Raw genomic sequence first — 15,435 nt, forward strand, 5'->3', positions numbered from 1 at the left:
AGAGGATGAAACCAGAATTTTTAGAAAGTGCGGAGTTTTATAATCGTCGTTACCATAATTTTTCCAGTCGGGTGATTGTACCCATGTCCCTTCTGCTCGTGTTTTTACTTGGATTTGCAACATTTGCAGAGAAGGAGATGAGTTTATCAACTAGAGCTACTGTCGAGCCTAGTCGTATCCTTACAAATATCCAGTCAACTAGCAACAATCGCATTCTTGTCAATCATTTGGAAGAAAATAAGCTGGTTAAAAAGGGAGAACTGTTGGTTCAATATCAAGAAGGGGCAGAGGGTGTCCAAGCGGAGGCCTATGCTAGTCAGTTGGACATGCTCAAGGATCAAAAAAAGCAATTGGAGTATTTGCAAAAGAGTCTGCAAGAAGGGGAGAACCACTTTCCAGAGGAGGATAAGTTTGGCTACCAAGCCACCTTTCGCGACTACATCAGTCAAGCAGGCAGTCTTAGGGCTAGTACATCGCAACAAAATGAGACCATTGCGTCCCAGAATGCAGCAGCTAGTCAAACTCAAGCCGAAATCGGCAACCTCATCAGTCAAACAGAGGCTAAAATTCGTGATTACCAGACAGCTAAGTCAGCTATTGAAACAGGTGCTTCCTTGGCCAGTCAGAATCTAGCCTACTCTCTCTACCAGTCCTATAAGTCTCAGGGCGAGGAAAATCCGCAATCTAAGGCCCAGGCTGTTGCTCAGGTAGAAGCACAGCTCTCTCAGTTAGAATCCAGTCTTGCTACTTACCGTGTTCAGTATGCAGGTTCAGGTATCCAGCAAGCCTATGCGTCTGGTTTAAGTAGTCAATTAGAGTCTCTCAAATCCCAACATTTGGCTAAGGTTGGTCAGGAATTGACCCTTCTAGACCAGAAAATCTTGGAGGTGGAGTCAGGTAAGAAGGTACAGGGAAATCTTTTAGACAAGGGGAAAATTACGGCGAGTGAGGATGGGGTGCTTCATCTTAATTCTGAGACCAGTGATTCTACCATGGTTGCAGAAGGTGCCCTACTAGCCCAACTCTATCCGTCCTTGGAAAAAGAAGGGAAAGCCAAACTCACAGCTTATCTAAGTTCAAAAGATGTAGCAAGGATTAAGGTCGGTGATTCTGTTCGCTATACGACGACTCATGATGCCAAGAATCAACTTTTCCTAGATTCTACTATTACCAGCATCGATGCGACAGCTACCAAGACTGAAAAAGGGAATTTCTTTAAAATTGAGGCGGAGACTAATCTAACTTCTGAGCAGTCTGAAAGACTTCGTTACGGGGTGGAAGGCCGCCTACAGATGATTACGGGCAAGAAAAGTTACCTGCGTTATTATTTGGATCAATTTTTGAACAAAGAGTAATGTTCGTGTTTTTAGAGTTAAATGATTTTAAAACTGTGAGAAAGATTCTTCTTGCAGTTTTTTCTTTACGATTTTCGATGTCGCTACGTTATTTATTCGGTTAAATTCTTGTAATTTTAAGTTTTTTATGGTAGAATGTGCTCAAGTAATACGAAAGGCGAACTTTTAAATGTCAAAACAATTGATCTATTCGGGAAAAGCTAAAGATATCTATACAACTGAGGATGAAAATCTTATTATTTCAACTTACAAGGATCAGGCGACTGCTTTCAATGGTGTCAAGAAGGAGCAGATTGCGGGCAAGGGAGTCTTGAATAATCAGATTTCATCTTTTATTTTTGAGAAATTAAATGCGGCTGGTGTGGCGACTCACTTTGTAGAGAAACTTTCGGATACAGAACAACTCAATAAAAAGGTTGAGATTATTCCTTTGGAAGTCGTGCTCCGCAACTACACGGCTGGTTCCTTTTCAAAACGTTTTGGTGTGGATGAGGGAATTGCCTTGGAGACTCCGATTGTTGAACTTTACTACAAAAATGATGATTTGGATGATCCATTTATCAATGACGAGCATGTGAAATTCCTAAAGATTGCGGATGACCAGCAGATTGCCTACTTGAAGGAAGAAACCCGTCGTATCAATGAACTTTTGAAGGTCTGGTTTGCTGAGATTGGCCTCAAGTTGATTGACTTTAAGCTAGAGTTCGGTTTTGACAAGGATGGCAAGATTATCTTAGCAGACGAATTTTCACCAGATAATTGCCGTTTGTGGGATGCGGATGGCAACCACATGGATAAGGATGTTTTCCGTAGGGGTCTAGGTGAATTAACAGATGTTTACGAAATTGTCTGGGAAAAGTTGAAGGGGTTGAAATAATCTGTTTGCAAGACTCTCAAGGTCATTTGGAAACATTGCAAGAGCTGAAATAAAGGAATAAGAATTGATGGATAAACGTATTTTTGTTGAAAAAAAGGCTGATTTTCAGGTCAAGTCAGAGAGTTTGGTGAGAGAACTCCAACACAACTTGGGACTTTCAAGCTTGAAAAGTATTCGCATCGTGCAAGTGTATGATGTCTTTAACTTGGCTGAGGACCTGTTTGCACCTGCAGAGAAACACATTTTCTCTGAGCAGGTGACAGACCATGTCTTGGACGAAGCTGCTGTACAGGCGGATCTGGCTAACTATGCTTTCTTTGCTATCGAAAGCTTGCCAGGGCAGTTTGACCAGCGTGCGGCTTCTTCACAGGAAGCCTTGCTTTTGCTTGGTAGCTCAAGTGATGTAGCGGTTAATACTGCTCAATTGTATTTGGTTAACAAGGACATTGCTGCGACTGAGTTGGAAGCGGTCAAGAACTACCTACTCAATCCAGTGGATTCACGTTTCAAGGACATCACGACAGGAATTGCCAAGCAGGAATTTTCAGAGTCAGACAAGACCATTCCTAAATTGACTTTCTTTGAAAGCTATAGGGCAGAAGACTTTGCCCGCTACAAGGCCGAGCAAGGGATGGCTATGGAAGTGGATGATTTGCTCTTTATCCAGGACTACTTTAAGTCAATCGGGCGTGTACCAACTGAGACTGAACTCAAGGTTTTGGACACTTACTGGTCTGATCATTGCCGTCACACGACTTTTGAGACAGAGTTGAAACAGATTGATTTCTCCGCATCGAAATTCCAAAAGCAATTGCAGTCAACCTATGAAAAATATATTGCCATGCGTGATGAGTTGGGGCGTTCTGAAAAGCCACAAACCTTGATGGACATGGCCACTATTTTTGGTCGTTATGAGCGTGCTAATGGACGTTTGGATGATATGGAAGTGTCAGACGAAATCAATGCTTGCTCAGTCGAAATTGAAGTGGACGTTGATGGTGTGAAAGAACCATGGCTCCTCATGTTTAAAAACGAAACCCACAATCACCCAACTGAGATTGAGCCATTTGGTGGGGCGGCTACTTGTATCGGTGGAGCCATTCGTGACCCATTGTCAGGTCGCTCATATGTCTACCAAGCTATGCGTATCTCAGGTGCCGGTGATATTACCGCACCGATTTCGGAAACGCGTGCTGGGAAATTACCACAACAGGTCATTTCTAAGACAGCGGCTCATGGTTATTCTTCATACGGTAACCAAATTGGGCTTGCAACAACCTACGTTCGTGAATACTTCCACCCAGGCTTTGTAGCTAAACGCATGGAGCTTGGTGCAGTTGTCGGTGCTGCTCCAAAGGGCAATGTTGTCCGTGAAAAACCGGAAGCGGGTGATGTCATTATCCTCCTTGGAGGTAAGACTGGACGTGATGGTGTCGGTGGTGCGACAGGTTCTTCCAAGGTTCAAACAGTTGAGTCTGTAGAGACTGCTGGAGCTGAGGTTCAAAAAGGGAATGCTATCGAAGAACGCAAGATTCAGCGCCTTTTCCGTAATGGCGATGTCACTCGTCTTATCAAGAAGTCCAATGACTTTGGAGCAGGTGGTGTCTGTGTAGCCATCGGTGAATTGGCAGACGGTCTTGAAATTGATCTAGACAAGGTGCCTCTTAAATATCAGGGCTTGAATGGTACCGAAATTGCCATCTCTGAATCTCAAGAACGGATGGCTGTGGTGGTTCGTCCTGAGGATGTAGATGCCTTCGTTTCAGAATGTAACAAAGAGAATATTGATGCTGTTGTGGTTGCGACAGTAACTGAAAAACCAAATCTAGTCATGCACTGGAATGGTGAAATCATTGTCGACTTGGAACGTCGTTTCCTTGACACCAATGGTGTGCGTGTGGTCGTTGATGCAAAGGTGGTGGACAAGGATGTCAAACTCCCAGAAGAGCGTACAACAAGCGCTGACACACTTGAAGCAGATACCCTTACGGTTCTATCTGACCTCAACCATGCCAGTCAAAAAGGATTACAGACTATCTTTGACTGCTCTGTTGGACGCTCTACGGTTAATCACCCACTTGGTGGTCGTTACCAACTCACACCAACTGAGGCATCTGTGCAGAAATTGCCAGTTCAACACGGTGTGACTCATACTGCGTCAGTCATGGCTCAAGGTTTCAACCCTTATGTAGCAGAATGGTCTCCATACCACGGTGCTGCTTATGCGGTTATTGAAGCGACTGCTCGTTTGGTGGCTGCTGGTGCCAACTGGTCTAAGGCTCGTTTCTCTTACCAAGAGTATTTCGAACGCATGGACAAACAAGCTGAGCGTTTTGGTCAGCCAGTAGCAGCTCTCCTAGGCTCTATCGAAGCTCAGATTCAGCTTGGTTTGCCATCTATCGGTGGGAAGGACTCTATGTCTGGTACCTTTGAAGAATTAACTGTGCCACCAACTTTGGTAGCCTTTGGGGTGACGACGGCAGATAGCCGTAAGGTGCTTTCGCCAGAGTTCAAGAATGCTGGTGAAAACATCTACTACATCCCAGGTCAAGCTCTTGCTGCAGAGATTGATTTTGACTTGATTAAGTCTAACTTTGCTCAGTTTGAAGCCCTTCAAAAGGCTCACAAAGTAACAGCAGCTTCAGCTGTTAAATACGGTGGTGTGCTTGAAAGTTTGGCCCTTGCTACCTTTGGAAATCATATCGGTGCAGAAGTAACCTTGCCTGAACTTGAAACGGCTTTGACAGCTCAATTGGGCGGATTTGTCTTCACATCTCCTGAAGAAATTGCTGGAGTAGAGAAAATCGGTCAAACGAAAGCAGACTTTACACTCCTTGTCAACGGTGTGAAGCTAGATGGACAGAAACTTGACAGTGCCTTCCAAGGCAAACTGGAGGAAGTTTACCCAACAGAATTTGCTCAAGCGAAAGAACTGGCTGAAGTACCAGCTGTGGTATCAGATGTTGTGATTAAAGCCAGAGAAAAGGTTGAAAAACCTGTGGTTTACATCCCAGTATTCCCAGGAACCAACTCAGAATATGACTCAGCAAAGGCCTTTGAGAAAGAAGGTGCAGAAGTTAACTTGGTGCCATTTGTGACCTTGAATGAAGAAGCTATTGTCAAGTCAGTCGAAACTATGGTTGCCAACATCAGTAAAGCTAACATTCTCTTTTTTGCCGGTGGATTCTCAGCTGCGGACGAGCCAGATGGTTCAGCCAAGTTTATTGTCAATATTCTGCTTAATGAAAAAGTGCGTGTAGCTATTGATAGCTTTATCGCTCGTGGTGGCTTGATTATCGGTATCTGTAATGGATTCCAAGCCCTCGTCAAATCAGGTCTTCTTCCATACGGGAACTTTGAAGATGCCAGCAGTACGAGCCCAACCCTCTTCTACAATGATGCCAACCAACACGTGGCCAAGATGGTAGAAACTCGCATTGCCAATACTAACTCACCATGGCTTGCTGGGGTGCAAGTGGGCGATATCCATGCCATTCCTGTTTCGCACGGTGAAGGGAAGTTTGTCGTGACGGCTGAGGAATTCGCTGAGCTCCGTGACAATGGACAAATTTTCAGCCAATACGTTGACTTTGATGGAAAACCAAGTATGGATTCTAAGTACAATCCGAATGGTTCTGTAAATGCTATAGAGGGAATTACTAGCAAGAACGGCCAAATTATCGGTAAGATGGGCCACTCAGAACGTTATGAGGATGGTCTTTTCCAAAATATCCCAGGCAATAAAGACCAGCACCTGTTCGCGTCAGCGGTTAAATACTTTACTGGAAAATAAGACTTGCAGATTTTCTAATAGATAGTATCAGTAATGTAAAAGTCATGTAGATTTAGCTCTTGGTGCTACACAAATAAAAATTAGGTATATAAAATGACATACGAAGTAAAATCTCTTAATGAAGAATGTGGTGTTTTCGGTATCTGGGGACATCCAGATGCTGCTAAATTGACCTATTTTGGTCTCCATAGTCTTCAGCACCGTGGTCAGGAGGGGGCAGGAATCCTCTCCAATGACCAAGGGAAACTAAAGCGGCATCGCGATATGGGGCTTCTATCAGAAGTCTTCAGAAATCCTGCTAACTTAGATAAATTGACGGGAACTGGTGCGATTGGGCATGTGCGTTACGCGACTGCTGGCGAAGCTTCTGTAGATAATATCCAGCCTTTCCTCTTCCGTTTTCACGATATGCAGTTTGGGTTGGCTCATAATGGAAATCTGACCAATGCTGCCTCTCTCAAGAAAGAATTGGAACAAAGAGGAGCAATTTTCAGCGCGACTTCGGACTCGGAAATCTTGGCTCACCTCATTCGTCGCAGTCATAATCCTAGCCTGATGGGCAAAATCAAGGAAGCGCTCAGCCTTGTCAAAGGTGGTTTTGCCTATATCTTGCTGTTTGAGGACAAGTTGATTGCAGCTCTTGACCCCAATGGTTTCCGTCCGCTTTCTATCGGGAAAATGGCCAACGGAGCAGTGGTTGTTTCATCTGAAACCTGTGCTTTTGAGGTTATTGGTGCTGAATGGATTCGTGATTTGAAGCCAGGTGAGATTGTGATCATTGATGACAAGGGAATCCAGTATGATAGCTATACAGATGATACCCAGTTAGCAATCTGTTCTATGGAGTATATCTATTTTGCTCGCCCTGATTCTAACATTCATGGTGTCAATGTCCATACGGCACGTAAACGTATGGGTGCCCAATTGGCGCGTGAATTCAAGCATGAGGCGGATATTGTAGTCGGTGTGCCCAATTCTTCCCTAAGCGCGTCTATGGGATTTGCGGAAGAGTCTGGGCTACCAAATGAAATGGGCCTCATCAAGAACCAATACACCCAACGTACCTTTATCCAACCGACTCAAGAATTGCGGGAGCAAGGGGTACGGATGAAACTGTCTGCTGTTTCAGGCGTTGTAAAAGGCAAGCGTGTGGTTATGGTGGATGACTCTATTGTACGTGGAACAACCTCTCGTCGTATCGTTCAGCTCTTGAAAGAAGCGGGTGCAACTGAGGTTCACGTTGCTATTGGCAGTCCAGCACTAGCTTATCCATGTTTCTACGGGATTGATATCCAGACCCGTCAGGAGCTGATTGCGGCTAATCATACGGTCGAAGAAACTCGCCAAATCATTGGAGCAGATAGTCTGACTTATCTTTCTGTTGAGGGGTTGATTGATTCAATTGGTATTGAAACAGATGCGCCAAATGGTGGTCTCTGTGTCGCTTACTTTGACGGTGACTACCCAACACCTCTCTACGACTACGAAGAAGACTATCGTAGAAGTTTGGAAGAAAAGACAAGTTTTTACAAGTGAGTTACTGAGATTCCCCATAAAAGAAAAGGAATAAAGAAATGACAAATAAGAATGCGTACGCCCAGTCGGGTGTGGATGTTGAAGCGGGTTATGAAGTTGTTGAACGGATTAAAAAGCACGTGGCTCGTACGGAGCGTGCAGGTGTCATGGGAGCTCTTGGTGGCTTTGGTGGTATGTTTGACCTTTCAAAGACTGGAGTTAAAGAACCTGTCTTGATTTCAGGGACTGACGGTGTCGGAACCAAGCTCATGTTGGCAATCAAGTACGACAAGCACGATAGCATCGGTCAGGACTGTGTGGCCATGTGTGTCAATGATATTATCGCTGCAGGTGCTGAGCCCCTCTATTTCCTGGACTATGTGGCGACAGGGAAGAATGAACCAGCTAAGCTAGAACAAGTAGTCGCTGGTGTGGCAGAAGGCTGTGTGCAGGCAGGTGCTGCCCTCATCGGTGGGGAAACGGCTGAAATGCCGGGTATGTATGGCGCAGATGACTATGACTTAGCTGGTTTTGCGGTCGGTGTGGCTGAAAAATCTCAAATCATTGACGGTTCAAAGGTTGCAGAAGGCGATGTTCTTCTCGGACTTGCTTCAAGTGGGATTCACTCCAATGGTTACTCTCTCGTTCGTCGTGTCTTTGCGGATTATACAGGTGAGGAAGTCCTTCCAGAATTGGAAGGCAAGCAACTCAAGGAAGTTTTGCTTGAGCCGACTCGTATCTATGTTAAGGCTGTTTTGCCACTCATCAAGGAAGGCTTGGTAAATGGTATTGCCCACATCACAGGTGGTGGCTTTATCGAAAATGTTCCTCGTATGTTTGCTGCTGACCTAGCAGCTGAGATTGAAGAAAGCAAGGTACCAGTGCTTCCGATTTTCAAAGCTCTTGAAAAATACGGTCAGATCAAACACGAAGAAATGTTTGAAATCTTCAATATGGGTGTGGGACTCATGTTGGCAGTTAGTCCTGAAAATGTAGGTCGTGTCAATGAATTGCTGGATGAACCAGTCTATGAAATTGGTCGCATCGTCAAGAAAGAAAACGAAAGTGTCATCATCAAATGAAAAAAATAGCGGTTTTTGCCTCTGGTAATGGCTCAAATTTTCAGGTGATAGCGGAACAATTTCCAGTAGAGTTTGTCTTTTCAGACCATCGTGACGCCTATGTGCTCGAACGTGCAGACAAGCTCGACGTTCTGTCCTATACTTTTGAACTCAAGGAGTTTGAGAGCAAGGCAGACTACGAAGCGGCACTTGTCGAACTCTTGGAAGAACACCAGATTGACTTGGTTTGTCTAGCAGGCTACATGAAAATCGTTGGGCCTACTTTACTGGCAGCTTATGAAGGCCGAATCATCAACATTCATCCAGCCTACCTGCCAGAATTTCCAGGAGCTCATGGGATTGAGGATGCTTGGAATGCAGGTGTTGCTGAGAGTGGTGTTACCATTCACTGGGTGGACTCAGGTGTGGATACAGGAAAGGTCATCAAACAAGTACGTGTGCCACGGTTAGCTGATGATACCATAGCCAGCTTTGAAGAACGTATTCATGAAGCAGAGTACAAGTTGTATCCAGAAGTAGTGAAGGCTCTATTTACAGATTGACTTTTTGATGATTCATATGATATCTTTGATTTTAAATTGGAGTCAGTGCTTGTTGAAGACGGTTTCAAACGGAGGTATTTGTAATGTTAGAATCTAAAAAAACAACTCGGTATGTATTTTATGTCTATCTGATTTTATTAACTTGGGGAATCTTATTTAAGTTTGAAACCAATCCTGAATTTATAGCATTTTTCTTAGCTCCAAGGTACATCAATTGGATTCCATTTTCAGAACCACTAATAGTAGATGGAAAAATTGTTTTTGCTGAAATGTTATTTAATCTGATTTCCTTTATTCCATTAGGTGTTTGTTTCCCTCTGATAAAAACTAATTTATCTAGTTTAAGAATAGTCGGGACAGGTTTCTTGATTAGTCTATTGTTTGAGTGCTTACAGTATATTTTAGCAATAGGTATAACAGATATAACGGATTTGACTTTAAATACGCTAGGTGTTTGTGTAGGCTTACTGATTTATCAAATTTTTATAAGAGTGTTCAAATCACAAACTAGAAAATGGGTCAATATCTTAGGTATTCTTAGCCTTGGTTTTGCTTATCTTATTTTACTGTTACTGCATTTAATTGGTGTTTAACTAATGATTAAAAAGGAGAATATAATGACTAAACGTGCCTTAATCAGCGTATCAGACAAGTCCGTGTGCCACGGCTGGCTGATGATACCATTGACAGTTTTGAAGAACGTATTCATGAGGCAGAGTACAAGTTGTATCCAGAGGTGCTGGATAGTTTGGGAGTAGGGAGAAGATAAGAAGTAAATCAAGTTTTGATTGTGCAATATTGCTAGGAGAAAAAATGATTGAGCTAAAATTAGTAGATGAGAGCAGTTTTCAGGCAGTGCTAGATTTGAAAATATCTGAAGCTGATGAACGAGCACGTTTTGTGGCTCCAAATGTACGCTCTTTAGCTGACGCATGGCTCTACCGGAAAAATGAAGATGTGTTTCCGAGGGCGATCTATTGGGATAAGCAAGTGGTTGGCTTTCTCCTGCTGGAAATAGACAAGTATGAAGCGGAATACTTTATCTGGCGGATAATGATTGGCCAGCAGTACCAAGGAAGAGGTTATGGTCGAAAAGCCTTGGAAGTTCTAATCAAAGAGGTCCAGATGGATAGAGCTTGTAGTCATATTGTTGCAGATTATGTGGTTGGAAATGAAAAAATGAAGTACCTACTGACTAGTCTAGGTTTTCAGGAAACAGGACTTATAGAAGAAAATAACGAAGTCGCTATGCGCTTAGACCTAAAGAAAGAGGAATAGAATGACGAAAAAAGCCTTAATCAGCGTCTCAGACAAAGCGGGCATTGTTGAATTTGCCCAAGAACTTAAAAAACTTGGTTGGGACATCATCTCAACAGGTGGAACCAAGGTTGCCCTTGATAATGCTGGGGTAGACACCATTGCGATCGATGATGTGACCGGTTTTCCAGAGATGATGGACGGTCGTGTCAAGACCCTTCACCCAAATATCCACGGTGGGCTTCTCGCTCGTCGTGACTTGGATAGTCACTTGGAAGTAGCTAAGGAGAACCAGATTGAGCTCATTGATCTTGTTGTGGTAAACCTCTACCCATTTAAGGAAACCATCCTCAAACCAGACGTGACTTATGCTGATGCGGTGGAGAACATCGATATCGGCGGGCCATCAATGCTTCGTTCAGCAGCTAAAAACCATGCCAGCGTGACGGTTGTGGTAGACCCTGCTGACTATACAGTGGTTTTGGACGAGTTGTCAGCCAATGGTGAAACGACTTACGAAACGCGTCAACGTTTGGCAGCTAAGGTTTTCCGTCACACAGCGGCTTATGATGCCTTAATTGCAGAGTATTTCACAACTCAAGTGGGTGAAAGCAAACCTGAAAAGCTCACTTTGACTTATGACCTCAAGCAGGCCATGCGCTATGGGGAAAATCCTCAACAGGATGCAGATTTCTACCAAAAAGCTTTGCCGACTGATTACTCCATTGCTTCAACCAAACAGCTTAACGGTAAGGAATTGTCATTCAACAATATTCGTGACGCTGATGCTGCTATCCGTATCATCCGTGACTTCAAAGACCGTCCAACCGTTGTGGCTCTCAAACACATGAACCCATGTGGAATCGGTCAGGCTGATGACATCGAGACTGCTTGGGACTACGCTTATGAGTCTGACCCAGTGTCTATCTTTGGTGGTATCGTTGTTCTTAACCGTGAGGTGGATGCTGCGACAGCCGAGAAGATGCACGGCGTTTTTCTTGAAATCATCATCGCACCAAGCTATACGGATGAAGCGCTAGCTATTTTGACCAACAAAAAGAAAAATTTGCGCATTCTTGCCTTGCCATTTGATGCTCAAGAGGCTAGCGAAATGGAAGCAGAATACACAGGTGTTGTTGGTGGACTCCTCGTTCAAAACCAAGACGTTGTCAAAGAAAGTCCAGCTGACTGGCAAGTGGTGACCAAACGCCAACCAACAGAGATAGAGGTGACTGCCCTTGAGTTTGCTTGGAAAGCAATCAAGTATGTCAAATCAAACGGAATCATCATCACCAATGACCACATGACACTGGGTGTTGGCCCAGGGCAAACCAACCGTGTAGCTTCCGTACGTATTGCGATTGACCAAGCCAAAGACCGCCTTGACGGTGCTGTCCTTGCTTCGGATGCCTTCTTCCCATTCGCGGATAACGTGGAAGAAATCGCCAAAGCGGGAATTAAGGCTATCATTCAACCGGGAGGCTCCGTACGTGACCAAGAATCTATCGAAGCTGCTGACAAATATGGCATGACCATGGTCTTCACAGGCGTGAGACATTTTAGACATTAAGAACGCTAAAGGGAAGAAAACAGTTTCTTTCCTTTTTTGCTTAAAAGTGCTTAATAAAACAAGATTAAAACGAACGTTTGTGTTATAATGTTAGTAAATAATTCGCAAAAGAGGTTGAGAAATGAAACTGCTTGTTGTCGGTTCGGGTGGTCGTGAGCATGCGATTGCTAAGAAGTTACTTGAGTCAAAAGATGTTGAAAAAGTATTTGTAGCTCCTGGGAATGATGGGATGACTCTAGATGGTTTGGAATTGGTAAAAATATCTATTTCCGAACATTCTAAATTGATTGAGTTTGCAAAAGCAAACGATATTGCTTGGACTTTTATCGGGCCAGATGACGCCCTTGCTGCTGGTATCGTGGATGATTTTAACCAAGCTGGGCTCAAGGCTTTTGGTCCGACTAGGGCTGCAGCGAAGCTGGAGTGGTCCAAGGATTTTGCCAAGGAAATCATGGTCAAATATGGCGTTCCGACAGCAGCCTATGGCACATTCTCAGATTTTGAGGAAGCTAAGGTCTATATCGAAAAGCATGGGGCACCTATCGTGGTCAAGGCGGATGGTTTGGCCCTTGGGAAGGGTGTTGTCGTTGCTGAGACAGTCGAGCAAGCAGTCGAAGCCGCTCACGAGATGCTTTTGGACAATAAATTTGGGGACTCAGGTGCGCGTGTGGTTGTTGAGGAATTCCTCGAAGGGGAAGAATTCTCACTCTTTGCTTTTGTCAATGGGGATAAGTTCTACATTATGCCAACAGCTCAGGACCATAAACGTGCCTATGACGGCGACAAGGGTCCTAATACGGGTGGGATGGGAGCTTATGCGCCAGTTCCTCACTTGCCAGAGAGCGTGGTTGCTACAGCGGTTGACACCATTGTCAAGCCAGTCCTCGAAGGGATGATTCAGGAAGGTCGCCCTTATCTGGGTGTCCTTTACGCAGGGCTTATCTTGACAGCTGATGGACCTAAGGTCATCGAGTTCAACGCTCGCTTTGGAGATCCAGAAACGCAAATTATCCTGCCTCTATTAACCTCTGACTTTGCACAAAATATTACGGATATCCTCGATGGCAAGGAGCCAGCTATCACTTGGAAGGACAAGGGGGTGACTCTGGGTGTAGTTGTCGCTTCAAGCGGCTATCCACTGGCTTATAAGAAAGGTGTTAAGCTTCCAGCTAAGACAGAGGGCGACATCATCACTTACTATGCAGGTGCTAAGTTCGCTGAAAATGGCCAAGATTTTCTTTCAAACGGTGGACGTGTCTATATGCTTGTCACAACAGCAGACACCGTCAAAGACGGGCAAAACATTATCTACAGCCAACTCGACAAACAAAACACAGAAGGCCTCTTTTACCGAACCGATATCGGAAGCAAGGCAATTAGATAAAGATATAAGAAAAAGCGACGCAGTCGTCAAACACGACAATGGTCGCCGTGGTGAAAAGACCAGAACAGTATCTGTTCTGGTCTAGGGAAAATTTGAGACCTTAGGCTCAAATTTTAGGAATGAAACCGAAGGTTTGCTTCCGTCCCCACCACCTAAGACCATTATCAAAAAAGAAGAAAAAGGAAAAATTATGACTAAACCAATTATTTCCATTATCATGGGCTCAAAATCCGACTGGGCAACCATGCAAAAAGCCGCCGAAGTACTAGACCGCTTCGGTGTAGCCTACGAAAAGAAAGTTGTCTCTGCCCACCGCACACCTGACCTCATGTTCAGACATGCGGAGGAAGCACGTAGTTGTGGTATCAAGGTCATCATAGCGGGTGCTGGTGGCGCAGCCCATTTGCCAGGTATGGTTGCTGCTAAAACAACCCTTCCAGTCATTGGGGTGCCCGTTAAATCACGTGCTCTTAGTGGCGTGGACTCGCTTTACTCGATTGTCCAGATGCCGGGTGGCGTACCTGTTGCGACAATGGCTATTGGTGAAGCGGGTGCAACCAATGCTGCCCTCTTTGCCCTCCGTCTCCTCTCAGTAGAGGATCAGGCTATCGCGACAGCTTTGGCAGATTATGCAGAAGAACAAGGAAAAATCGCAGAGGAGTCGACAAATGAGCTCGTCTAAAACAATCGGAATTATCGGTGGTGGCCAGCTGGGGCAGATGATGGCCATTTCTGCTATCTACATGGGCCACAAGGTTATCGCGCTGGATCCTGCGGTGGATTGCCCGGCCTCTCGCGTGGCGGAAATCATCGTGGCACCTTATAACGATGTGGATGCCCTTCGTCAGTTGGCGGAACGTTGCGATGTCCTGACCTATGAGTTTGAAAATGTTGATGCTGACGGTTTGGATGCTGTCATTAAGGATGGACAACTCCCTCAAGGAACGGACCTGCTCCGCATTTCCCAAAACCGGATTTTTGAGAAGGACTTCCTCTCAAATGAGGCTCAAGTCACCGTGGCACCTTACAAGGTCGTGACTTCTAGCCAAGACTTGGCGGAGATTGACCTGTCTAAAAACTATGTCCTCAAGACGGCGACTGGTGGCTACGATGGGCATGGGCAAAAGGTTATTCGTTCAGCAGAAGATTTGGAAGAAGCCTATGCATTAGCAGATTCAGCAGACTGCGTTTTGGAAGAATTTGTCAACTTTGACCTTGAAATTTCTGTTATCGTGTCTGGTAATGGCAAGGATGTGACGGTTTTCCCAGTTCAGGAAAATATCCACCGCAACAATATCCTGTCTAAAACCATTGTACCAGCTCGCATTTCAACAAGTCTAGCTGACAAGGCTAAAGCAATGGCAGTGCGAATCGCAGAACAGCTCAAGTTGTCTGGAACTCTCTGTGTGGAAATGTTTGCGACTGCAGATGACATCATTGTCAATGAGATTGCCCCACGCCCACATAACTCTGGCCACTATTCAATCGAAGCCTGCGACTCCTCGCAGTTTGATACCCATATTCTAGGTGTTTTGGGAGCACCATTGCCAGCCATCAAACTACATGCCCCAGCCGTCATGCTCAATGTTCTCGGCCAGCATGTCGATGCCGCTGAGCAATATGTCACAGAAAATCCAAGCGTCCACCTCCACATGTATGGTAAAATAGAAGCGAAGTACAACCGCAAGATGGGACATGTGACTTTGTTTAGTGATGAACCAGATAGTGTGGATGAGTTTGGGAAAGGGATAGATTTTTAGGACAAGACTATGATACAAATTATCGTTAACGCTTTTGTTGAAAAGGATAAGACTGGAGCAGTCGTGGAAGTCTTGTATGCTAGTGCTGACCAAGATAAGGTACAAGCTAAATACAAAGAACTAACTGCACAATACCCTGAAAACTATTTAGCTATCTATGATTTACCGCTGGATATGGATTTGAATACACTAAATCACTATCCGTCTGTGTTTATTGGGAAAGAGGAGTTTGAGTAGGAAAAACTAAAATATATTTTAATTGATTTTTATTTTTAGTATTGATATTAGCTAGTTGGGAGG

General features: G+C 44.5%; 13 protein-coding genes and 1 pseudogene. All 14 read left to right on the forward strand.

Going from position 1 to position 15,435, the window contains the following annotated elements; all coding sequences use genetic code 11:
- Positions 1-5 precede the first annotated feature (5 nt).
- The 14 genes and pseudogenes from comB to HT731_RS01580 all read left to right on the forward strand — a co-directional run bounded on the left by comB (position 6) and on the right by HT731_RS01580 (position 15,372).
- A complete protein-coding gene (gene comB / locus HT731_RS01515; RefSeq protein WP_173277377.1) occupies positions 6-1,355 on the forward strand; it encodes a competence pheromone export protein ComB in 1,350 nt (449 codons plus the stop codon).
- A gap of 169 nt (positions 1,356-1,524) precedes the next feature.
- Positions 1,525-2,232, forward strand: a complete 708-nt coding sequence (gene purC / locus HT731_RS01520; RefSeq protein ID WP_173277379.1) for a phosphoribosylaminoimidazolesuccinocarboxamide synthase — start codon at positions 1,525-1,527, stop codon at positions 2,230-2,232.
- A 67-nt stretch (positions 2,233-2,299) separates the two neighbouring features.
- Positions 2,300-6,025, forward strand: coding sequence for a phosphoribosylformylglycinamidine synthase (locus tag HT731_RS01525; protein WP_173277380.1), 3,726 nt, complete (start codon positions 2,300-2,302; stop codon positions 6,023-6,025).
- A 93-nt stretch (positions 6,026-6,118) separates the two neighbouring features.
- The gene (gene purF / locus HT731_RS01530) at positions 6,119-7,561 is read left to right on the forward strand and encodes an amidophosphoribosyltransferase (RefSeq protein WP_173277382.1); all 1,443 of its coding nucleotides are present in this window, start codon (positions 6,119-6,121) and stop codon (positions 7,559-7,561) included.
- Positions 7,562-7,599: 38 nt separating this feature from the next.
- Positions 7,600-8,622 (forward strand): phosphoribosylformylglycinamidine cyclo-ligase, encoded by a 1,023-nt coding sequence (purM, locus tag HT731_RS01535; protein ID WP_173277384.1) that lies wholly within the window; start codon positions 7,600-7,602, stop codon positions 8,620-8,622.
- Positions 8,619-9,164, forward strand: a complete 546-nt coding sequence (purN, locus tag HT731_RS01540) for a phosphoribosylglycinamide formyltransferase (RefSeq protein WP_173277386.1) — start codon at positions 8,619-8,621, stop codon at positions 9,162-9,164. Before purM ends, purN begins: the two co-directional genes overlap by 4 nt.
- A gap of 83 nt (positions 9,165-9,247) precedes the next feature.
- A complete protein-coding gene (locus tag HT731_RS01545) occupies positions 9,248-9,757 on the forward strand; it encodes a VanZ family protein (protein ID WP_173277387.1) in 510 nt (169 codons plus the stop codon).
- A 50-nt stretch (positions 9,758-9,807) separates the two neighbouring features.
- Positions 9,808-9,933 (forward strand): annotated as a pseudogene (locus HT731_RS01550) (phosphoribosylglycinamide formyltransferase); the annotation flags it as partial.
- A gap of 44 nt (positions 9,934-9,977) precedes the next feature.
- A complete protein-coding gene (locus HT731_RS01555) occupies positions 9,978-10,442 on the forward strand; it encodes a GNAT family N-acetyltransferase (protein WP_173277388.1) in 465 nt (154 codons plus the stop codon).
- A gap of 1 nt (position 10,443) precedes the next feature.
- Positions 10,444-11,991 carry a bifunctional phosphoribosylaminoimidazolecarboxamide formyltransferase/IMP cyclohydrolase gene (gene purH, locus HT731_RS01560; protein ID WP_173277390.1) on the forward strand — a complete coding sequence of 516 codons (1,548 nt, stop codon included), beginning with the start codon at positions 10,444-10,446 and terminating at the stop codon, positions 11,989-11,991.
- A 121-nt stretch (positions 11,992-12,112) separates the two neighbouring features.
- Entirely contained in the window at positions 12,113-13,375 is a 1,263-nt protein-coding gene (gene purD / locus HT731_RS01565; protein ID WP_173277392.1) for a phosphoribosylamine--glycine ligase, read from the forward strand.
- A 190-nt stretch (positions 13,376-13,565) separates the two neighbouring features.
- Positions 13,566-14,057 carry a 5-(carboxyamino)imidazole ribonucleotide mutase gene (purE, locus tag HT731_RS01570; protein WP_173277394.1) on the forward strand — a complete coding sequence of 164 codons (492 nt, stop codon included), beginning with the start codon at positions 13,566-13,568 and terminating at the stop codon, positions 14,055-14,057.
- Entirely contained in the window at positions 14,044-15,135 is a 1,092-nt protein-coding gene (gene purK / locus HT731_RS01575) for a 5-(carboxyamino)imidazole ribonucleotide synthase (protein WP_240151618.1), read from the forward strand. Before purE ends, purK begins: the two co-directional genes overlap by 14 nt.
- Before the next feature lie 9 nt (positions 15,136-15,144).
- The gene (locus HT731_RS01580; protein ID WP_033679488.1) at positions 15,145-15,372 is read left to right on the forward strand and encodes a hypothetical protein; all 228 of its coding nucleotides are present in this window, start codon (positions 15,145-15,147) and stop codon (positions 15,370-15,372) included.
- The last annotated feature ends 63 nt before the right edge of the window (positions 15,373-15,435 follow it).

Source organism: Streptococcus sp. k-163 (assembly GCF_013277555.1).
Taxonomy (GTDB): Bacteria; Bacillota; Bacilli; order Lactobacillales; family Streptococcaceae; genus Streptococcus.